The organism is Leifsonia sp. KNZ12-8B, assembly GCF_056755495.1.
In genome coordinates this window covers 1-20331 of the sequence record NZ_JBPGXM010000032.1, presented here as the reverse complement: position 1 = coordinate 20331, position 20331 = coordinate 1, and the positions used below count along the sequence as shown (strand labels likewise).

22 protein-coding genes are annotated in these 20331 nt (G+C 71.7%); 2 read left to right on the top strand and 20 right to left on the bottom strand.

Annotation, left to right across the window (positions count from 1 at the left end):
* The 20 genes from ACR9ZG_RS07250 to ACR9ZG_RS07155 all read right to left on the bottom strand — a co-directional run bounded on the left by ACR9ZG_RS07250 (position 1) and on the right by ACR9ZG_RS07155 (position 17933).
* Positions 1-528 (bottom strand): PH-like domain-containing protein, encoded by a 528-nt coding sequence (locus ACR9ZG_RS07250; RefSeq protein ID WP_481284151.1) that lies wholly within the window; start codon positions 526-528, stop codon positions 1-3.
* Positions 521-1849 carry a dihydroorotase gene (locus tag ACR9ZG_RS07245; RefSeq protein WP_481284150.1) on the bottom strand — a complete coding sequence of 443 codons (1329 nt, stop codon included), beginning with the start codon at positions 1847-1849 and terminating at the stop codon, positions 521-523. The genes ACR9ZG_RS07250 and ACR9ZG_RS07245 overlap by 8 nt, the downstream gene beginning before the upstream one ends.
* Positions 1850-1853: 4 nt before the next feature.
* On the bottom strand, positions 1854-2804 hold the full coding sequence (locus ACR9ZG_RS07240; RefSeq protein ID WP_481284149.1) for an aspartate carbamoyltransferase catalytic subunit: 951 nt from the start codon (positions 2802-2804) through the stop codon (positions 1854-1856).
* A complete protein-coding gene (pyrR, locus tag ACR9ZG_RS07235) occupies positions 2801-3376 on the bottom strand; it encodes a bifunctional pyr operon transcriptional regulator/uracil phosphoribosyltransferase PyrR (RefSeq protein WP_481284148.1) in 576 nt (191 codons plus the stop codon). Before pyrR ends, ACR9ZG_RS07240 begins: the two co-directional genes overlap by 4 nt.
* Positions 3377-3471: 95 nt before the next feature.
* A complete protein-coding gene (locus tag ACR9ZG_RS07230; protein WP_481284147.1) occupies positions 3472-4182 on the bottom strand; it encodes a DsbA family protein in 711 nt (236 codons plus the stop codon).
* Positions 4179-4622: a transcription antitermination factor NusB gene (gene nusB / locus ACR9ZG_RS07225; protein WP_481284146.1), complete on the bottom strand. Its 444-nt coding sequence runs from the start codon at positions 4620-4622 to the stop codon at positions 4179-4181. Before nusB ends, ACR9ZG_RS07230 begins: the two co-directional genes overlap by 4 nt.
* Positions 4622-5185 (bottom strand): elongation factor P, encoded by a 564-nt coding sequence (gene efp, locus ACR9ZG_RS07220; RefSeq protein WP_481284145.1) that lies wholly within the window; start codon positions 5183-5185, stop codon positions 4622-4624. The genes nusB and efp overlap by 1 nt, the downstream gene beginning before the upstream one ends.
* A 103-nt stretch (positions 5186-5288) precedes the next feature.
* On the bottom strand, positions 5289-5726 hold the full coding sequence (locus tag ACR9ZG_RS07215; protein ID WP_481284144.1) for a type II 3-dehydroquinate dehydratase: 438 nt from the start codon (positions 5724-5726) through the stop codon (positions 5289-5291).
* Complete coding sequence (locus ACR9ZG_RS07210; protein ID WP_481284143.1) at positions 5723-6112, bottom strand: hypothetical protein; 390 nt, start codon at positions 6110-6112, stop codon at positions 5723-5725. Before ACR9ZG_RS07210 ends, ACR9ZG_RS07215 begins: the two co-directional genes overlap by 4 nt.
* Complete coding sequence (gene aroB / locus ACR9ZG_RS07205; RefSeq protein ID WP_481284142.1) at positions 6109-7188, bottom strand: 3-dehydroquinate synthase; 1080 nt, start codon at positions 7186-7188, stop codon at positions 6109-6111. The genes ACR9ZG_RS07210 and aroB overlap by 4 nt, the downstream gene beginning before the upstream one ends.
* A complete protein-coding gene (locus ACR9ZG_RS07200; RefSeq protein WP_481284141.1) occupies positions 7185-7709 on the bottom strand; it encodes a shikimate kinase in 525 nt (174 codons plus the stop codon). Before ACR9ZG_RS07200 ends, aroB begins: the two co-directional genes overlap by 4 nt.
* A gap of 5 nt (positions 7710-7714) precedes the next feature.
* The gene (aroC, locus tag ACR9ZG_RS07195; protein ID WP_481284140.1) at positions 7715-8923 is read right to left on the bottom strand and encodes a chorismate synthase; all 1209 of its coding nucleotides are present in this window, start codon (positions 8921-8923) and stop codon (positions 7715-7717) included.
* A 52-nt stretch (positions 8924-8975) separates the two neighbouring features.
* Entirely contained in the window at positions 8976-10214 is a 1239-nt protein-coding gene (locus ACR9ZG_RS07190; RefSeq protein WP_481284139.1) for a shikimate dehydrogenase, read from the bottom strand.
* Complete coding sequence (gene mltG, locus ACR9ZG_RS07185) at positions 10207-11805, bottom strand: endolytic transglycosylase MltG (protein WP_481284138.1); 1599 nt, start codon at positions 11803-11805, stop codon at positions 10207-10209. Before mltG ends, ACR9ZG_RS07190 begins: the two co-directional genes overlap by 8 nt.
* 23 nt (positions 11806-11828) lie before the next feature.
* The gene (gene ruvX / locus ACR9ZG_RS07180; RefSeq protein WP_481284137.1) at positions 11829-12290 is read right to left on the bottom strand and encodes a Holliday junction resolvase RuvX; all 462 of its coding nucleotides are present in this window, start codon (positions 12288-12290) and stop codon (positions 11829-11831) included.
* 3 nt (positions 12291-12293) lie between these two features.
* Positions 12294-14951: an alanine--tRNA ligase gene (gene alaS, locus ACR9ZG_RS07175; protein WP_481284136.1), complete on the bottom strand. Its 2658-nt coding sequence runs from the start codon at positions 14949-14951 to the stop codon at positions 12294-12296.
* Positions 14952-14996: 45 nt separating this feature from the next.
* Positions 14997-15185: a hypothetical protein gene (locus ACR9ZG_RS07170; RefSeq protein ID WP_481284135.1), complete on the bottom strand. Its 189-nt coding sequence runs from the start codon at positions 15183-15185 to the stop codon at positions 14997-14999.
* 70 nt (positions 15186-15255) lie between these two features.
* Positions 15256-15633, bottom strand: coding sequence for a DUF948 domain-containing protein (locus tag ACR9ZG_RS07165; protein WP_481284134.1), 378 nt, complete (start codon positions 15631-15633; stop codon positions 15256-15258).
* A gap of 141 nt (positions 15634-15774) precedes the next feature.
* Complete coding sequence (gene rpsD / locus ACR9ZG_RS07160; RefSeq protein WP_481284133.1) at positions 15775-16398, bottom strand: 30S ribosomal protein S4; 624 nt, start codon at positions 16396-16398, stop codon at positions 15775-15777.
* A 194-nt stretch (positions 16399-16592) separates the two neighbouring features.
* Positions 16593-17933, bottom strand: coding sequence for a replication-associated recombination protein A (locus ACR9ZG_RS07155; protein WP_481284132.1), 1341 nt, complete (start codon positions 17931-17933; stop codon positions 16593-16595).
* A 168-nt stretch (positions 17934-18101) separates the two neighbouring features.
* Between ACR9ZG_RS07155 and ACR9ZG_RS07150 the strand changes: the two genes are divergently transcribed.
* Positions 18102-18899, top strand: a complete 798-nt coding sequence (locus ACR9ZG_RS07150) for a peptidylprolyl isomerase (RefSeq protein ID WP_481284131.1) — start codon at positions 18102-18104, stop codon at positions 18897-18899.
* Positions 18900-18976: 77 nt separating this feature from the next.
* Entirely contained in the window at positions 18977-20206 is a 1230-nt protein-coding gene (locus ACR9ZG_RS07145; RefSeq protein WP_481284130.1) for a DUF349 domain-containing protein, read from the top strand.
* The last annotated feature ends 125 nt before the right edge of the window (positions 20207-20331 follow it).

The following is a 20331-nucleotide window of genomic DNA, read 5'->3' as shown; positions in this document are numbered from 1 at the left end:
TCACACCTCGCTTTCCGTCGAGCCGCCTGCGGCCTGCGCCGGGCGGATGATGTCCTGAATGGCCGCGGACACGGGGCCCGGGCCGGCCGGGTCCACGACCCGGAAGTAGCTGTCGGCGGCCGCGCCGCCGCTGGTCGTCCAGCCAAGCCGGAGCAGGCCGTCCCGCTCCACCGCCCGGTCGATCGTGTAGGAGGCGGCGCCGACGTCGCTCAGCGCGCCCGCCGGCACGAACACCGGCTCCTCGCCCGCGACGCGGATCGTGAGGCCGTCCGCCGCGACGCTGAGCGCGCCCGTGCCGCGGAACGACAGGCCGGGCAGCGCCAGGCGCTCCAGCTGCTCGCCCGCCTTCGTCGTCGCGACGTAGAGCACGTCGGCCACGAGGCCGGGCTCTGCGGCCGTCTCCGGGAGCGGGTACCCGCCGCCCGCCGGCGCGTCGCGGCGCACCCGTCGTCGCCAGCCCCAGACGGCGAGGAGGATCAGCACCAGGAGGATGACGACCGTGATCACGGTCGGGAGGAGCTTATCCACGAGCCACCTCCGCGAGTGCCAGGCTCTGCTGGTCGACCACGCGGCCGTCCAGCACGGTCGGCCGGCCGCGGTGGAACGTGGCGACGACGCGGCCGGGCAGCGTGCGCGAGAGGTACGGCGAGTTGACGCCCTTGCCGGCGAGGTCGCCGGTGGAGAACTCGCGCGACGCGGTCGGGTCGTAGAGGAACAGCTCGGCGGGCGCTCCGGCCTCCAGCGGGTGGCCGTGGCCGGCGAGCCGGCCGATGCGGGCGGGCGTCGCCGAGAGCACGCGGGCGATGTCGGCCCAGTCGAGCCTCCCGTCGTCCACGACCGACGCCTGCACGACCGAGAGCGCGGACTCCAGGCCGACCATACCGAACGCGGCGGCGTCCCACTCGCAGTCCTTCGACTCCACCGGGTGCGGCGCGTGGTCGGTCGCGACGATGTCGATCGTGCCGTCGGCGAGGCCGGCGCGCAGCGCCTCGACGTCCTCGGCGCGACGCAGCGGCGGGTTGACCTTGTAGCGGGCGTCGTACCCGGCGACGAGGTCCTCGGTGAGCAGGAGGTGGTGCGGCGTGACCTCGGCCGTCACGTCGATCCCGCGGGCCTTCGCCCAGCGGATCACATCGACCGAGCCGGCCGTCGAGACGTGGCAGACGTGCAGCCGCGAGCCGACGTGCTCGGCGAGGAGCACGTCGCGCGCGATGATCGACTCTTCGGCCACCGCGGGCCAGCCCGCGAGGCCCAGCTCGCCCGACAGCGCGCCCTCGTTCATCTGGGCGCCCTCGGTGAGGCGCGGCTCCTGCGCGTGCTGCGCGATCACGCCGTCGAAGGCCTTCACGTATTCCAGCGCCCGGCGCATCAGCAGCGGGTCGGAGACGCACTTGCCGTCGTCGGAGAACACCCGCACCTGCGCGCGGGAGTCGGCCATCGCGCCGAGCTCGGCGAGCCGCTCCCCCGCGAGGCCGACCGTCACGGCACCGATCGGGCGCACGGTCGCGTAGCCAGCGGCCTCGCCCAGGCTGAGCACCTGCTCCACGACACCGGCCGTGTCGGCCACCGGCGACGTGTTCGCCATGGCGAACACCGCGGTGAACCCGCCGGCCGCTGCGGCGCGCGTGCCGGTCAGCACGGTCTCGCTCTGCTCGTAGCCGGGCTCGCGGAGGTGAGTGTGGAGATCGACCAGACCGGGCAGCGCCAGCAGCCCGTCCGCGTCGATCACGGTGGCGCCTGCGGCGGAGAGCCCGGAGCCCAGCTCGGCGACGCGCCCGCCCTCGATGAGGAGGTCGGCGCGCCGGCCGTCGGCCAGCGTCGCGCCGCTGATCACATGCTTCTCGTTCATCGTCCTACGCCTCCCGATCGCCACCGGACAGCAGGAGGTACAACGCGGCCATCCGCACGGAGACGCCGTTCGCCACCTGCTCCCTGACCGTCGAGCGGGGCGAGTCGGCCGCCGCTGCTGAGATCTCCAGCCCTCGATTCATGGGGCCCGGGTGCATCACAATGCTATCGGTGCCGAGACGGCCGAGTCGTTCGTCGTCCAGTCCCCAGCGCCGCGCGTATTCGCGTTCCGTCGGGAAGAAGGCCGCCTTCATGCGCTCGGACTGGATGCGGAGCATCATCACGACGTCCGGCCCGGCGGCGATCGCGGCGTCGAGGTCGTACCCGATCGCGGCGGGCCAGCCGGACACGTCCACGGGCAGGAGCGTCGGCGGCGCGACCAGCGTCACGTGCGCGCCCAGCGTGCGCAGCAGCCAGACGTTCGAGCGCGCGACGCGCGAGTGGAGGATGTCGCCGACGATCGCGACGGAGACGCCGTCGAGGTCCTTCCCGCGCGACGCAGGGCCGTGGAGGCGGCGGCGCATCGTGAAGGCGTCCAGCAGCGCCTGCGTCGGGTGCTCGTGCATCCCGTCGCCCGCGTTGACGATGCCGGCGTCGATCCAGCCGCTGGTCGCGAGCGTGTGCGGCGCCCCGGAGGCGCTGTGCCGCACGACGACGCCGTCGGCGCCCATCGCGGCGAGCGTCTGGGCGGTGTCCTTCAGGCTCTCGCCCTTGGACACGCTCGACCCCTTCGCCGAGAAGTTGATCACGTCGGCCGAGAGCCGCTTGGCCGCCGCCTCGAACGAGATGCGGGTGCGGGTGGAGTCCTCGAAGAAGAGGTTCACGACGGTCCGGCCGCGCAGCGTCGGCAGCTTCTTGACCTCGCGCTCCTGCACGTCGGCCATGTCCTCGGCCACGTCGAGGAGGCGGATCGCGTCGTCGCGCGAGAGCGTCTTGGTGGAGAGCAGGTGCCTCATGCGCCCTCCCCCTCGGTCGTCGCGGGCCCCTCGATCGAGACCGACTCCGCCTCGACGCCGTCGACGTCGGCGAGCCGCACGTAGATGCGCTCGGAGGCGGCGGACGGGAGGTTCTTGCCGACGAAGTCCGCCCGGATCGGCAGCTCGCGGTGGCCGCGATCGACCAGCACGGCGAGCCGCACGGCGCGCGGCCGGCCGAGGTCGTTGAGCGCGTCGAGCGCGGCTCGGATGGTCCGGCCGGAGTAGAGCACGTCGTCGACGAGCACGACGGTCTTGCCGTCGATCGGGCCGGGCAGCGCGGTGGGCTGCGGCGTGCGCGTGGGGTTGCGCGACAGGTCGTCGCGGTACATGGTCACATCCAGCGAGCCGACGATGGCGGCCGCGTCGGCCACCTTCTGCGGCTCGATGCGCTGGATGCTCTCGGCGATCCGCCGGGCCAGGACGACGCCGCGCGTCGGGATGCCCAGGATCACCAGGTCGTCGGTTCCCCGGTTCGACTCCAGGATCTCGTGGGAGATCCGGGTCAACGCCCGGGCGATGTCAGCCTGCTGCAGCACGGTGCGCGCTGTCATGCCGACCTCCTTCCCCGCCTCACAGGACGGCTGTTAAAGGATGTCTGTCGACGGATCAGCCTAGCAGTGCTCCGCCGACTCGGTGCTCGGCCCGCTCAGTGCGAGCCGAGGAACGCCTCGAACTTCTTCGCGTCGGTCACGCTGCCGGTGTACTGCTCGCCGTTCACCAGGACGGTCGGGGTGCCCTCGATGCGGTCGAGCACCTTCTTCCCGTCCACCTCGATCGGGCCCTGCTGCGACTGCGCGGTGTTGTCCTGCGCCCACGCCTGGTAGGGGCCGCTGCGGTCGATGCAGCCGCCGATGTCCGCGATCCCCAGGTCGGAGGCGCGCTTCGCGAGCTGCTCGTCGGTGAGGCCGTTCGACCCCTCCTCCGGCTGGTCGGTGAACAGGGCCTGGTAGTAGTCGAGCACCCGCGTGGAGTCGTGCACGCCCACGCACACCAGCGCGGCTGCGGCGCGCGTGGAGTACCCGGTCCCGTTGGAGGCGCGGTCCAGGAACGTCAACGGGTGCAGCCGCAGCGTGATGTCGCCGTCGTTCACGGCGTTCGCGAGCGTGTCGCCGTTGGCCTCCTCGAACGCGCCACACACCGGGCACATCGCGTCGAACCAGATGTCGACGGTCTTCTCGCCGTTGCCGGCGCTCAGGAAGCGGCCGTCGAAGTCGACGGCGCCGTCGGTGCCCGTCGGGGGCTTCGCGGTCGCCACCGGGACGGACGAGTCACCGCCCAGCATGGCGCAGCCGGACGCACCGGTCAGCAGCGCGACGGCGACGGCCGCCGCCGCGAGTGCGCGCCGCGCGATGCTCACTGCGCCTCCTTCGGCGAGGACGGCTTCTTCGGCTGGGACTGCGCGATCTTCGCGAGCAGGCCGTTCACGAAACCGGCGGAGTCGTCCGTCGACAGCACGGTCGCCGCCTCCACCGCCTCCGAGATGGCGACGCCGTCCGGGACCTCGTCGTTGAACAGCAGCTCCCAGACGCCGATGCGCAGGATGGCGCGGTCGACGGCGGGCATGCGGGCGAGCGTCCAGCCCTGGGCGTACGTCTCGATCTGCTCGTCGATCTCGTCCTGGTGGTCGACGATGCCGTCGAGGATCTCGCGGGCGTACAGCCACGACGCCTCACGCGCCGGCTCGTTCACCGCACGTTCGGCCGCGACCGCCAGGGCCTGCGGCAGCGGCTGCTGGCGCAGGTCGGCGCTGTAGAGCACGTCGAGCGCGCGCTTGCGCGCCTTGGTCCTGGCGCTCACTAGTCGTTGACGCGGCCGAGGTAGTCGCCGGTGCGGGTGTCGACCTTGACCTTGGTGCCGGTCTCGAGGAACAGCGGGACCTGGATCTGGTAGCCGGTCTCGACGGTCGCGGGCTTGGTGCCGCCGGTGGAGCGGTCGCCCTGCAGGCCCGGCTCGGTGTAGGTGATCTCCAGCACGACGGAGGCGGGGAGCTCGACGTACAGCGGGGTGCCCTCGTGCAGCGCGACGGTGACGTTCTGGTTCTCGAGCATGAAGTTGGCGGCGTCGCCGACGACCGAGCCCTGGATGGTGATCTGGTCGTAGTCGCTGGTGTCCATGAAGACGAAGTCGGCGCCGTCCTGGTACAGGTACTGGTAGTCGCGGCGGTCGACGTTCGTGATGTCGATCTTCGCGCCCGCGTTGTACGTGCGGTCGACCGTCTTGCCGGTGGTGACGTTCTTCAGCTTCGTGCGGACGAAGGCTCCGCCCTTGCCCGGCTTGACGTGCTGGAACTCGATCACGCTCCAGAGCTGTCCGTCGATGTTGAGGACGATGCCGTTCTTGATGTCAGCGGTCGATGCCATGCGCAGGTTCCATTCACGTATGCGGGAAGATCCGGGTGGATGCGACGCTCGGCGCCGTCCACGATGGGCGCCGGCGTGCGGCGGCCCCCAGAGATTCTAGACGTCAGCGGGCGTTTCGGCGAATGTACGCGAGCGCCAGACGGTACGACTCGAAGCCCAGCCCGGCGATGACGCCGGTCGCCACGGGGGTGATCACGCTGGTGTGGCGGAACTCCTCACGGGCGTGCGGATTCGACAGGTGCACCTCCAGCACGGTGCCTCCGGCCTTCGTGACGAGGGACACGGCGTCGTGCAGCGCGAACGAGTAGTGCGTCCAGGCTCCCGCGTTCAGGATGACCGGCGCGCCGCTGTCGGCAGCCTCGTGCAGCCAGCCGAGCAGCTCGCCCTCGGTGTCGGTCTGGCGGAGGTCGATCGTCCAGTCGGGCGCGTCCTCCTGCAGCACCGAGCGGAGGTCGTCGAGCGTTCCCGCGCCGTAGACGTCGGGCTCGCGCGTGCCGAGACGGCCCAGGTTGGGGCCGTTGAGGACCAGGACCGTGCTCACTCCTCGCCCTCCTTCAGCGGACGGACCCGGATGGCCGACCACACGTCGTCCACCGCGAGGTTGCTCACCGCGCGCCAGCCGAACGGGCGGGCCTCGGCGGCGACGCCGTCGCGGTTCACGTCGGCCTTGTTGCCCTTGGGGTACAGGTACCAGACCGCCTTCGCGCCCGCGACCACGGGGAGCTGCTCGCGGTAGCGCTCCACCAGCTCCGCACGGGAGCGCACGAGGGTGACGACGACCGCGGCGCCCGCGGCCGCGGTCTCGGTCGCGCCCTCTGGCAGCGCACCGACGACCGCCCGCTCCTCCGGCGAGGCGGCGCCGACGATCGCGACGGCGTCGCCCGGCTTGGCCTGGAAGCGTTCGAGCGGGGTCTTCGTCGTCGTCATGAGGCGACCTCCTGGTAGGCGGCGAACAGCAGGCTCTGGTCCGGACCGGCGAGCACGGTCGGCCGGGCGATGTCGTCGAGCACGATGAAGCGCAGCATACTGCCTCGCGCCTTCTTGTCCCTCTGCATGGTCGCGAGCAGAGTCTGCCAGCGGCCGAGCGGGTACGAGGTCGGCAGGGTCAGCGACTCGAGGATGCGGCGGTGCCGGTCGACGACCTCGTCCGAGAGCCGCCCGCTCAGCCGGCCGAGCTCGGCCGCGTAGACCATGCCGACCGAGATCGCCGCGCCGTGGCGCCACTGGTACCGCTCGGCGTGCTCGATCGCGTGGCCGAGCGTGTGGCCGTAGTTGAGGATTTCGCGGAGCCCCTGCTCGGTGAAGTCCTCCCCCACCACGCGCGCCTTGATCCCGATCGACAGCTCGACCAGGCGGCGCAGCTCCGGCGACTCCGGATCGGTGGCGCGGTCGACGTCGCGCTCGATGATGTCGAGGATCTCGGGCTCGGCGATGAAGCCGTACTTCACGACCTCCGCGAACCCGGCGAGGATCTCGTTGCGGCCGAGCGAGGTCAGCGTCTCGAGGTCGCAGATCACCGCCGCCGGCGCGTAGAAGGCGCCGACCAGGTTCTTGCCCTCGGCCGTGTTGATGCCCGTCTTGCCGCCGACGGCCGCATCCACCATCCCGAGCAGAGTGGTCGGCACCTGCACGAGCTTCACGCCGCGCAGCCAGGTCGCCGCGACGAAGCCGGCCAGGTCGGTGACCGCTCCGCCGCCGAAGCCGATGACCGCGTCGGAGCGGGTGAAGTCGGCCTGGCCCATGATGCCCCAGAGGAACGAGGCGACCTCGACCCGCTTGGCGGCCTCCGCGTCCGGCACCTCGGCCAGGAGCACATCGTACTGGCCGAGCAGCGACTCGCGCAGCTCGGCCGCCGCCGCACCGAGCGTCGGCGGGTGGACGACGAGGATTTTCGCGACACCGGAGCCGAGGTACGGAGCCAGGTCGTGGCGGAGGCCGCGGCCGACGACGACCGGATAGGGCGTGTCCCCCGCGACGAGGATCTCGGTGGGGGCGTCGGTCATGACTGTCCTTCCTGGTGGTGCTGCTTCTCCGCGCGCTGCTGCGCCTCGACCCAGGCCGCGATCTCCTCGACGATCGTGTCGATCGGGCGGCGGGAGGTGTCGGCCGTGTAGTCGGCGAGCGAGTCGTAGAGCGGCTTGCGCTGGGCGACGAGCCGCTTCCACGACTCGAGGTCGGTGACCAGCGGCCGCTTGGCGTTGTTGATCCGGTCGGCGATGGCGGCAGCCTCGACGGTGATGAGCACCACCCGCCGGTCGGCGAGGTCGGCGCGGGTGTCCGCGTCGAGGATGGCGCCGCCCCCGAGCGAGACGACGCCGGGGTCGACCAGCGCCTCCGCCACGGCCGCGCGTTCGAGCGCGCGAAAGTGCGCCTCCCCGTGCTCGGCGAAGATCTGCGGGATGGGGCCGTGCTGCGCCACGACGACCGCGTCGGTGTCGACGAACGGCAGGTGGAGACGCTTCGCGAGCCGCTTGCCGACCCGCGTCTTGCCGGCCGCGGGCGGCCCGATGAGCACGACCGTCATCGCGGTCAGGCGTACGGGGCGCTGACGCGCTCGGTGGCGAGGTTCTGCGGGATGCTGTCGAGGTAGCCGCGCAGGTTGCGGGCGGTCTCGGGCAGCGAGTCGCCGCCGAACTTCTCCAGCACCGCGTTGGCCAGCACCAGCGCGACCATCGCCTCCGCGACGACACCGGCCGCGGGGACCGCGCAGACATCGGAGCGCTGGTGGTGGGCCGGGGCCGCCTCGCTGGTGGCGACGTCGATCGTGCGCAGGGCGCGCGGAACCGTCGCGATCGGCTTCATACCGGCGCGGACGCGGAGCACGCTGCCGGTGCTCATCCCGCCCTCGGTGCCGCCGGCCTTGTCGCTGGTGCGGACGATCGTACCGTCCTCGGCGACGAGCTCGTCGTGCGCCTCGGAGCCGCGGCGGGTGGTGGTGAGGAAGCCGTCGCCGACCTCCACGCCCTTGATCGCCTGGATGCCCATCAGCGCGGCGGCGAGCTGCGCGTCGAGCCGACGGTCCCAGTGCACGTGCGAGCCGAGCCCCGGCGGGAGGCCGTACGCGAGCACCTCCACGACGCCGCCGAGGGTGTCGCCGTCCTTGTGGGCGGCGTCGACCTCGGCGACCATCCGCTCGGAGGTGGCGGGGTCGAAGCAGCGCAGCGGATCGGCGTCGAGCGTCGCGACGTCCTCCGGACGCGGCAGCGGCGAGCCCTCCGGCACGCGGACCGGGCCGATCGAGAGCGTGTGGCTCACGAGGGTGATCCCCAGCTCGCGGAGGAACGACCGCGCGACCGCGCCGAGGGCGACGCGCGCCGCCGTCTCGCGGGCGCTCGCGCGCTCGAGGATCGGCCGGGCCTCGTCGAAGCCGTACTTCTGCATGCCGACCAGGTCGGCGTGGCCGGGACGCGGACGCGTCAGAGCCGCGCCGCGGCCGCTGTTCAGCACCTCAGGGTCGACCGGCTCCGGGCTCATCACGTCGACCCACTTCGGCCACTCGGTGTTACCGATGCGCAGGGCGATCGGGCTGCCCAGGCTCAGGCCGTGGCGCACGCCGCCGGAGACGTCCAGCGCGTCCTGCTCGAACTTCATCCGCGCGCCGCGACCGTAGCCGAGCTTGCGGCGGGCCAGGTCGGCACGCACCTCGTCGAGCGAGACGGGGACTCCGGCGGGGAGTCCCTCCAGGACGGCGATGAGTTCGGGACCGTGGGATTCCCCGGCCGTGAGCCAACGAAGCATAGATCGATTCTGGCACAGCGCGCGCGGGCGGACCGACCCCGGACGTCGGGTCTCAGCCCTCCAGCGGGACCCCGGCGGCGTCGATCCCGGCGGCGTCGAGCATCGCCTCCAGCACGCCCTCCTCGTCGGGCAGCGGCTGCAGCGGATCGCCGGAGACGAAGATCCGCACCTGGAGCAGCGCCTGGTGCACGAGCATGAGGAGGCCGGAGACGACCGTGCCGTCGACGGACGTCCACGCCGTCGCGAGCGCGCTCGGCCACGGCTCGTACGCCACGTCGAGCAGCACCGCGCGGCGGCGGGTTCCGTCCGTGTACAGCGCCTCCGTGGTCGCACCGCCCGGGAGCGTGCTGATGACGAGGTCGGGGATGTCGAGCGAGCGGTCCGCCTGACTGAACGACCGCAGCCGGATCATCAGCCCGAGCTCGTGCGCCAGCGGCTCCAGCGATGCCGACTTCTCGAGGTCGCGCACGTGCACGTCGACGCGCTCGGCGCCGAGCTCGGCGGTCGCGGCGAGGGCGGAGGCCGCCGTCGCTCCCCCGCCGAGGATGTGGACGTAGCGGGCCTCGGTCAGCCCGGCGCCCGCGAGCGCCCGGACGATGCCGGAGACATCGGTGTTGAAGCCGGCGACGGCCTCCCCATCGAACAGGACCGTGTTCGCGGCCCCGGTCTGCTCGGCGACGTGGTCGACCTCGGTGAGCAGCGGCAGCACGGCCTGCTTCAGCGGCATCGTGAGCGAGAGCCCGCGCCACTCCTGGCCGAGACCGTCGATGAAGTCGGCCAGGCCGTCCTCCGGCACGTCGACGGCCTCGTACGACCAGTCGAGGCCGAGCGCCTCGTATGCGGCGGCGTGCAGCTCGGGCGAGCGGGAGTGCGCGACCGGCGAGCCGAGCACCGCGAGGCGGTAGGAGGGGGCGGGGGCGGCGTCCGCGTCGTCATCGTCGTCGTCCGCGTCATCGTCGTCGTCCGGGTCGTCGTCGTCCGGGTCATCGTCGTCGTCGTCCGCGTCGTCATCGTCATCGTCCGCGTCGTCGTCCGCGTCGTCGTCGGGCTGGTCGCCCTCCTCGAGCCCGGCCTCGTCGAGGTCGTCGTCGTCCGGCTCCTCGCGCTCGGCGGCCTCCTCGGCCTCCTCGACGGCGCGCTCCTCGGCCTCGGCCGCACGCTCGGCCTCGACCAGCGCCGCGATCTCGGCCTCCGCGGAGGCCTCCGAGACGCCGTCCTCCTGTGCGGGACGCTCGTCGGCGGCCGCGCGGGCGGTGCGGGGGGTGCGGGGGTTCTTGCCGGTGTCACTCATACTCGGGGTGTTCCTTCATCCACTGCTGCCACTTCTCGACCGCGGCCTCGTGCTCGGCCTCCGTCGTCGAGAAGATCGTCTCGCCGGTGTCGAGGTTCCACGTCACGAAGAACATCCACGGGCCGTCCGCCGGGTGCACCACGGCGTCGATCGCCAGGTCGCCGGGGTTGGAGATCGGGCCGACCGGGAGGCCGGGGTGCACGTACGTGTTGTACGGGTTGCTCGCGTCGGCCCGCTCGGCGTCGGTCGTCTCGACACGGTGCGTGTTGCCGGTGCCGTACGCGACGGTCGCGTCCGACTGCAGGTCCCAGCCCTGGGCGATGCGGTTGAGGAACACGCGCGCGACCTTCGGGTAGTCCTCCCGCAGGCCGGCCTCGCGCTGCACGACGGAGGCCAGGATCACCGTCTTCCAGCGGTCCGCCGGCGCGACGCCCGCCTGGTCGAGCGACTGGAACATCCTGTCCACCATCGTCTTGATGGCGTCGTGCGCGGTCGTGCCAGGACCGAAGGTGTAGGTCGCGGGGAACAGGAAGCCCTCCAGCGACTTCGCCTCCGGGGGCAGCCCGAAGTCCGCGGGCTTCGCGGCGGCGGCCTTCAGCTCGTCGAGCGAGATGCCCGCCTGCTCGGAGACGATCTGCAGCGCGTCGACCGCGGCGGTCCCCTCGGGGATGACCGCCGTGTTCTCGACGCGGCTGGCCGGATCCTGCAGCGCGACGAGCGCCGACCGTGCGCTCATCTGCTTCGCCAGCTTGAAGACGCCCGGCTGGAACTCGACCTCGGAGCTCTGCCGCAGCAGCAGCGAGTAGAAGGCGTCGTAGCTCTTGGTCACCCCGGCCTTGTGGAGGTTGGTGGCGATGTCCGAGCCGGTGTCGCCGGAGACGATCGTGAACATGACCTCGCCGGTGCCGTCGCCGGTGTAGTCGTCGTCCTTGGGCGCGAACTTCTCGACCAGCGCCGCGACCTGCGGCTGGAAGACGGCGTAGGCCGCGCCGGCCATCCCGCCGAGCACGCCGAAGATGACGACGAAGACGATCAGCGGCCGCAGCCAGCGGCGCTTGCGCTTGGGCGGGTCCTCGTGCGAGAGGTAGTTCTGCTGGCGCCAGGCGAGCGGGGACCCGGTCTCCTCGGCCTGCTCGTCGTGATCCGCGAAGACGCCGAACAGCGTGCGGGCCGGATGGTCGTGGTCGTGCTCGTCGGCGCCGTGGTGGCGCACCGCGGCGCCCACGGGCTGCGGCTGCTCCACCTGCGCGATCGGGCCGGTGATCACGGCGTCGAAGTCCAGCCGGTCGAGGGCGACGCGATCGGTATCGGTCTCGGGCACGGCCGGCACGGGGCCGCTCTGCAGCAGCGGCGGACGCTCGGTCTGCACCGGCTCGGCGGGCTGAGCGACCTGCGCCTGCGGAGCGGCCGGCCCCTCAGGAGCCGCGTTCGCCTCCTGCGCCTGCTGAGTCTCCTGCGCCTGCTGAGTCTCCGGCGCCTGCTGGGCCTCCTGGGCCTCCCGAGCCAGACGGGCCTCCCGGCGGGTCATCGGCTGCCGGTTGACAGCAGGGAACGCGGGCGGCTCCGGCTTCTCGTTCGGATTCTGGGACAAGGGAGGTCCTATGCTCGCTTCGGTCAGGTGCTCGGATCGACGGGTTCGCCAGGCGGGCGGCCGGAAGCGCGCTCCGCGTCGAGGGCGTGCTGCAAAATTATCGCGGCAGCCACCTGATCCACCACCGGACGCGCCTTTTTCGTGTTCTTGCCGCCGGCCCGCAGCGCGGTGTGCGCCGAGACCGTCGTCAGCCGCTCATCCATCAGCCGCACCGGAACGCCCAGCTCGGAGGCCAGCGCCTCCGCGAAGGAGACGGCGTCGGCGGTCGATGCGGTGTGCGCCCCGGAGAGCGCCAGCGGCAGACCGACGATAATCTCCGAAACTCCGAGTTCGCCCACGATCTCGCCGATCCGGCGGCGATCCGCAGCATCCTCGGAGCGTTGCACCGTCTCGTACGGCGTCGCCATCAGCCCGCCGGGGTCGGAGCGGCTGACACCGACGCGGACCTTGCCGACGTCGATCCCGAGCCGCACCCCGTCGCGCACGCGTCAGCCGATCGCCGAGACGACCGCGCTGAGCGCCGCGGGGATCGCGGCCGCGTCGGTTCCGCCGCCCTGCGCGAGGTCGGCCTTGCCGCCGCCTCCGCCGCCGAGGATCCCGGCCGCGGTCTTCGCGAGCGCGCCCGCATTCACCCCGGCGTCACGCGCTGCCTGGTTCGTGGCGACGATGACGACCGGCTTGCCGCCCGCCTGCGCCGCGAGGGCGACGGCGGCGGGGTCGGAGCCGAGGCGCTCGCGCACCGTGGTCACGAGCAGCCGGAGGTCGTCGGCCGAGTTCAGCGTGCCGGCGTCCTCCGCCACCACGCGGACCTCGCCGCGTCGCGCGGCCTTCTCGAGCAGCGCGGGCACCCTGTCGAGCACAGCACGTGCCTCGAACGCCTGGATGCGCTTCTCGGCCGCCTTCAGATTCGCCATGAGGTCGGCGATCTTCTCGGGCAGCTGCTCGCGCGGCGTCTTCAGCGAGCTGGAGAGCTGCGACACGATCGTGCGCTCGACGGCGAGGTCGCGGAACGCCTCGAGGCCGACGAGCGACTCGACGCGCCGGTTCGTCGAGCCCACCGACGACTCGCTGACGAGGTTGATCATCCCGATCTCGGAGCTGCTGGTGACGTGCGTGCCCGCGCAGAGCTCGCGCGACCAGGGGCCGCCGATGTCGACGACGCGCACGACGTCGCCGTACTTCTCGCCGAACAGCGCCATCGCGCCGAGCGCCTTGGCCTCGGCCAGCGGCAGCTCGCGGGTGGTGACCTCGAGGTTCTTCCGGATGGCGTTGTTCGAGATCTCCTCGATCTCGCTGCGCGTCTCGGGAGAGAGCGCCTGGTTCCAGGAGAAGTCGAGGCGCAGGTAGCCGGCCTTGTTGTACGAGCCGGACTGGTGCGCGTTCGGTCCGAGCACCTCGCGCAGGGCCGCGTGGATGATGTGCGTGCCGGAGTGCGCCTGCCGGGCGCCGCGGCGGTACTCCGCGTCGACCAGGCTGGTCGCGGGAGCGCCGACGCCGACCTCGCCGCTGCGCACCTGCACCTTGTGGCTGATGAGCCCCTTCACGGGCTTCTGCACGTCGAGCACCTCGAGCTCGTAGCCAGGGCCGACGATCGTGCCGGCGTCGGCGTCCTGGCCGCCGGACTCCGCGTAGAGCGCGGTGGCGCCCAGGATGACCTCGGCGATCTGCCCCTCGGTGGCCTTGTTGACCGACTGGCCGTCGACGATGAGGCCGAGCACGCTCGACTCGGTCTCCAGCTCGGTGTAGCCGGTGAAGACCGTCTCGCCCTGCGAGCGGAACGCGCTGTAGACCGACAGGTCGGCCAGCGCCGTCTTCTTCGCCTTGGCGTCCGCCTTCGCGCGGGCGCGCTGGTCGGCCATGAGCGAGTCGAAGGCGGCGCGGTCGACGGTGAGGCCCGCCTCCTCGGCCATCTCCAGCGTCAGGTCGATCGGGAAGCCGTACGTGTCGTGGAGGAGGAACGCGGTGTCGCCCGCGAGCTCCTTCCTGCCGGAGTTCCGCGTGTTCGCGACCGCGGTGTCGAGGATGGTCGTTCCCGACGCGAGCGTGCGCAGGAAGGTCTCCTCCTCGGCGTACGCGAGCTGGGAGACGCGGTCGAACTCGGTCGCGACCTCCGGGTAGGCGGCCTTCATGGCGTCGCGGGAGGCGGTGAACAGCTCGGGGAACGTCGGCCCGTCGACGCCCAGCAGGCGCATCGCGCGCACGGTGCGGCGCAGCAGGCGGCGCAGCACGTAGCCGCGGCCCTCGTTCGACGGCGTGACGCCGTCCGTCATGAGCATGAGCGCGCTGCGGACGTGGTCGGCGACGACGCGCAGCCGGACGTCGTCCTCGTGCGCCTCGTTGCCGTACGGCTTGTTCGCGAGCACGGCCGCGCGGTCGAGCACCGGCCGGACCTGGTCGATCTCGTACATGTTGTCGACGCCCTGCTTGATGAAGGCGACGCGCTCCAGGCCCATGCCGGTGTCGATGTTCTTCTTCGGCAGGTCGCCGAGGATCTCGAAGTCCGTCTTGCCGGTGCCCTCGCCGCGCAGGTACTGCATGAAGACGAGGTTCCAGATCTCGACGTAGCGGTCGTCGTCGGTCGCCGGTCCGCCGTCGATGCCGTACGCGGGGCCGCGGTCGAAGAAGATCTCCGAGCAGGGACCTGCCGGGCCGGGCTGCCCGGTCGACCAGTAGTTGGTGTCCTTTCCGAGGCCCTGGATCTTCTCCTCCGGGAGGCCGGAGACGCGGCGCCAGATCTCGCGCGCCTCGTCGTCCTCCTCGTACACCGTCACCCACAGGTCGTCGGGAGAGAAGCCGAGGCCGCCCTCGTCCTCCGCGGTGGTGAGCAGGTCCCAGGCGAACGTGATCGCCTGCTCCTTGAAGTAGTCGCCGAACGAGAAGTTGCCGCACATCTGGAAGAAGGTGCCGTGCCGCGGCGTCTTGCCGACCTCGTCGATGTCGAGGGTGCGGATGCACTTCTGCACGCTCGTCGCGCGCGGGAACGGCGCGGGAACCACCCCGGTCAGATACGGGACGAAGGGCACCATCCCCGCCACCGTGAACAGCAGGGAGGGGTCGTCGCTGACCAGTGAGGCGGACGGGACGACGGTGTGGCCGCGCTCGGCGAAGAAGTCGAGCCAGCGGCGGTGGATTTCAGCAGTCTGCATGGGTTCCGGTCGATCGGGGCGGGAGCGTGGGGAGGGAGGAGGCGGTCAGTCGCCGATGGCGGAGCGCAGCTCGGCCTCGCGCTGGCGGTAGCCGTCGGAGACGGCCTCGCCGAAGTCGCGCGCCTTCTGGTCGAGCGTGCTGAAGAACTCGCGACCCTTGGCGGTCTCGTTGACCTTGTGGGCGACGACGAAGCCGATTCCGACACCGACGAGGAGCCACAGGAAACTCTTCATTGCTGATCTTCCCTCCTGGATGCGTGCGCTGAGCGTGCGCGCGTCAGCGCGTCTGGAGCACCTGTCGAGTCTAGTGCGTGCCGCGGCGGGAGCGTCGGGAGCCGCCGGCCGCCGCGAACGCCGCCTTCACGGCCGCGCTGAAGCCGGCCAGCTTGATGAGCGGACCGCCGACCGTGGCCGCGAACAGCGCCACCAGCGCCGACACGTTGCCGGTCACATCCGCGACGTTGCGGGTGATGGTGTCGACGCGTGCGAGCTGCTTGTTCGTCTCCTGGAGGGTCGTCGCGGTCTCGTCGAGGATCGGCGTGATGCCGTCGCTCGCCTCCTTGATCGCCGTGCGCGTCTGGTCGAGCACCCGCCCGAGCTTGAGCAGCGGAACGGCGATGAAGCCCACCAGCACGGCGAAGACGGCCGCCGCGATCAGTCCTGCGATGTCGCCACCAGACACGAGAGGTCCTTCCATTCCGTCGCCGCCATATATGCGCGTGAGGCGCCGCTCCAGCCTAGCGCTGAAACGGCGGACTCCCGGGGAGACGACGGACGGGGCCGTGGCCGAAGCCACGACCCCGTCCGGGAGTCTCGCGACGCCTTAGCGCTGCGCGTAGTACTCGACGACCAGCTGGACCTCACAGGTCACCGGGACCTCGACGCGCTTCGGGCGGCGCAGGAGGCGGGCCTGGAGCTTGTCGATCTCGACGTCGAGGTAGCCGGGCACCTTGGGGAGGACGTCGACGTGACCGCCGGCGGCCGCCACCTGGAACGGCTCGGTGCCCTCGGAGCGGGCCTTGACGTGGATGAGCTGACCCGGCTTCACGCGGAACGACGGGCGGTCCACGATCTTGCCGTCGACCAGGATGTGGCGGTGCACCACGAACTGGCGGGCCTGGGAGATGGTACGGGCGAAGCCGGCGCGGAGGACGAGGGCGTCCAGGCGCATCTCGAGGATCTCGACCAGGTTCTCACCGGTCAGGCCCTGCGTGCGGCGGGCCTCGTCGAACGCGATGCGGAGCTGCTTCTCGCGGATGCCGTACTGGGCGCGCAGACGCTGCTTCTCGCGCAGACGCACGGCGTAGTCGGAGTCGGCCTTGCGCTTGGTGCGGCCGTGCTCACCCGGGGCGTACGGGCGCTTCTCGAGGTAGCGCGCGGCCTTCGGGGTGAGTGCGATGCCGAGGGCACGCGACTCGCGGGTCTTGCTACGGGCTCGTGAGGACACGATTTCCTTTCAATGGTCTCTCTAGTACGAAAACTGCGGAACGCGACACAGGCGTCCGCGCGCACGGCGGGTGCGCTGAGAGAGGGATTCACTGCCAGGAGCGCCCGGCTACAGGGCCGCCCCCGTCGAAAGCGCGTTCCGGGCAGCCGCACCCTGAACGCGCTTCTAGGCCCATCGAGTCTAGCAGACCGCGGTCAGCGTCCGCGCACGATGCGGCGCAGCTTGGCGAGGCGCGACGACACGTCCCGCTCGTTGCCGTGCTCGGTGGGCGTGTAGTACGTCGTGTCGGCGAGCTCGTCGGGCAGGTACTGCTGCCGCAGCACGCCGAGCGCGTCGTCGTGCGGGTACTTGTAGCCCTTGCCGTGGCCGAGCCGCTTGGCGCCCGGGTAGTGGGCGTCGCGGAGATGCTTGGGCACCCTCCCGATCTTCCCCGCCCGCACGTCGGCGATGGCCGCGTCGAGCGCCATGTACGCCGCGTTCGACTTGGGTGCGGTGGCCAGGTGCACGACTGCCTGGGCCAGCGGGATGCGCCCCTCCGGCATCCCGATGTACTGGACCGCGTCGGCGGCCGCGATCGCGACGACCAGCGCCTGGGGGTCGGCCATCCCGATGTCCTCCGAGGCCGACACGATGATGCGGCGGGCGATGAACCGCGGGTCCTCCCCCGCCTCGATCATCCGGGCCAGGTAATGCAGCGCCGCGTCGACGTCGGAGCCGCGCACCGACTTGATGAACGCGCTGATCACGTCGTAGTGCTCGTCGCCGTTGCGGTCGTACCGCAGCAGCGCGCGGTCGACGGCCTGCGCCACGAGCTCGGCGGTGATGAGCGGCTTCTTCTTGGCGGTCGCGGGCGTGGCGGAGGCCGCCGTCACTGAGGCTGCCTCGAGGGCGGTGAGCGCCCTGCGCGCGTCGCCGGAGGCGAGCCGGATGAGTGCGGCGCGGGCATCGGCCTCCAGCTCGTACTGACCGGCGAGGCCGCGGTCGTCGGCGACCGCGCGGTCGATCACCACGCCGAGGTCGTCGTCGCTGAGCGTCTCGAGGGTCAGCAGGAGCGAGCGCGACAGGAGGGGCGAGATCACCGAGAACGACGGGTTCTCGGTAGTCGCGGCGACCAGGGTCACCCAGCCGTTCTCGACGCCGGGGAGCAGCGCATCCTGCTGCGCCTTGGTGAAGCGGTGGATCTCGTCGAGGAACAGCACCGTGGACACGCCGTACAGGTCGCGGGTGGAGAGCGCCTCCTCCATCACCAGGCGGACGTCCTTCACGCCGGCGGTGACGGCGGAGAGCTCGACGAAGCGACGGCCGGACGAGTGCGCGATGGCCTGGGCGAGCGTGGTCTTGCCCGTTCCGGGAGGCCCCCACAGGATCACCGAGACGGAGCCGGAGGTCCCCTCCTTGTCCGACGCCAGCGCGACCAGCGGCGACCCGGGCTTCAGCAGGTGGCGCTGACCCGCGACCTCGTCGAGCGACGTCGGCCGCATGCGCACGGCGAGCGGCGTCGCTCCGGTGCGGAGCCCAGGTTGCACATCGACCACCCGACCAGGCTAGTCGCTGCCACCGACACTCCCGCCGACACTCCCACTGAGGCCTTTTGTCGCTCAAAGGCGCGCCCGCTAAGGTTCTCCATGACTCGCGGGCAGGCGCCCGCGCTACCCCTTTCCCCCGCCCGGCAGCACGGCCGAGGCGCCTGACAGAGGACAGACGTGGCACCTAGCAAGCAGAACGACCGCGAGGCCCGCCAGGCGAGGGAGCGCCTGCGCGCCTACCAGGCCAGGCAGAGCGTGCACGAGCGCTCCGTGGCCCGCCGCAAGCGGGACAACTGGATCGCCGGCATCGCCGTCATCGTGATCGTCGGCCTCGCGGTCGGCACGCAGCTGCTCTACTTCGGCGCCGGCCCCGGCGCGGTCAGCGCCTCGCCGTCGGCATCGGCGACGCCCGCCCCGACCCCGACGGCGACCGGGCAGAACTCCGGAGACGTTCCCCCCGCCTCCCTCTCCGAGAACCGCAGCTGGACCGGCACGCTGAACATCAACGGCATCGACCTCGGCGTCTCGCTCGACGGCAAGGCCGCCCCGCAGGCGGTCGCCTCCACGGTCTCCCTCACGCAGAAGGGCTTCTACGACGGGCTCAGCTGCCACCGCCTCACCAACGGCGGCTTCTACGTGCTGCAGTGCGGCGACCCCCAGGGCGACGGCTCGGGCGGCCCCGGATACTCGTACGGCCCGATCGAGAACGCCCCTGCCGACAACGTCTACAAGGCCGGCACCATCGCGATGGCCCGCCAGGGCGGCAACGCGTACAGCCAGGGCAGCCAGTTCTTCGTGGTCTACAAGGACACCACGATCCCGTCCGACGCCGCCGGCGGCTACACGGTCATCGGCACCGTCACCAGCGGGCTCGACACGCTCATCGCCGACGTCGCCGACAAGGGCATCGAGGGCGGCTCGTCCGACGGCGCCCCCGCGGTGAAGACGACCATCGGCAGCTTCACGCTGCAGTGACCGCGGCGTGTGCAATAGGCTGATTCCGACCGTCGGGCGGGCACCCGCCCGGACAGCACAGCAGCAAGGTGAGGCTCTTGGCTACTTCTGATCAGCACCCGTGGGGTCGCGTCGACGAGGACGGCACCGTCTACGTGCGCGAGGGCGATGGCGAGCGCGCCGTCGGTCAGTACCCGGACGGAACGCAGGAGGAGGCGCTCGCGTACTTCGAGCGCAAGTACACGGATCTCGCCGGCCAGGTCTCCCTGCTCGAGCAGCGCGCCCGGCGCGGCGCACCCGCCGGCGACGTCGCGAAGTCGGTCGCGAACCTCCGCTCCGCCGTCGAGGGCGCGAACGCCGTCGGCGACCTCGCGTCTCTGCTCACGCGCCTGGACGCGCTGGGCGGCACCGTCGAGGAGCTGACCGAGCAGCAGAGCGCCGAGGCGAAGGCCGCGGTCGAGCAGGCCGTCGTCGAACGCACCGCCATCGTCGAGGAGGCCGAGGGCCTCGCCGCCCAGGACCCGGCCCGCACGCAGTGGAAGCAGACCACCGCCGCCCTCGACGCGCTGTTCGCGCGGTGGCAGACCCACCAGCACGACGGCCCGCGCCTCCCCAAGGCCAAGGCCGACGAGCTCTGGAAGCGGTTCCGCGGCGCCCGCTCCACCATCGAGCACAACCGCAAGGCGTTCTTCGCCGACCTCGACAACCAGCACCGCGACGTCCGCACGCGCAAGAACGCGCTCATCGAGCAGGCAGAGGCGCTCATCCCGCAGGGCGCCGACGGCGTCCCCGAGTACCGCCGCCTCCTCGACCAGTGGAAGCTGGCCGGACGCGCCGGCAAGAAGAACGACGACGCCCTGTGGGCCCGGTTCAAGGCCGCCGGCGACGCCATCTACGCCGCGAAGGCCGAAGTCGACGCCCGCGACAACGTCGAGTACGAGGCCAACCTGCAGCAGAAGCTGGCCCTCCTCGACGAGGCCGAGCCCATCCTGCAGGAGAAGGACCGCGAGAAGGCCCGTGCCGCCCTGCTCTCGGTGCAGGAGCGCTGGGACGCCATCGGCCGGGTCCCGCGCGAGCAGGTGCGTCCGATCGAGGACCGGCTGCGCAAGATCGAGGCGGCCGTGCGCCGGCTCGACGAGGAGCACTGGGAGCGCAACAACCCCGAGAAGAAGGCGCGCACCGAGGGGCTCGCCAGCCAGTTGAACGCAGCCATCGCGAAGCTCGAGCAGGAGCTCGCCGACGCGAAGGCCAGCGGCGACGAGTCCAAGGTCAAGGCCGCTCAGGAGGCGCTCGACGCCCGCCGTATCTGGCTCGACGCGTTGGGCTGACCAGCACTTACGCACATCCGCCGCGGGGCGGGCGGGTGTGCCCCCCAACCCCCCCCCCCCCGCCCCGCCCCGGCCCCCCCCCCCGGGGGGGGGGGGGGCGGCCAACAGCCCCCCCCACCCCCCCC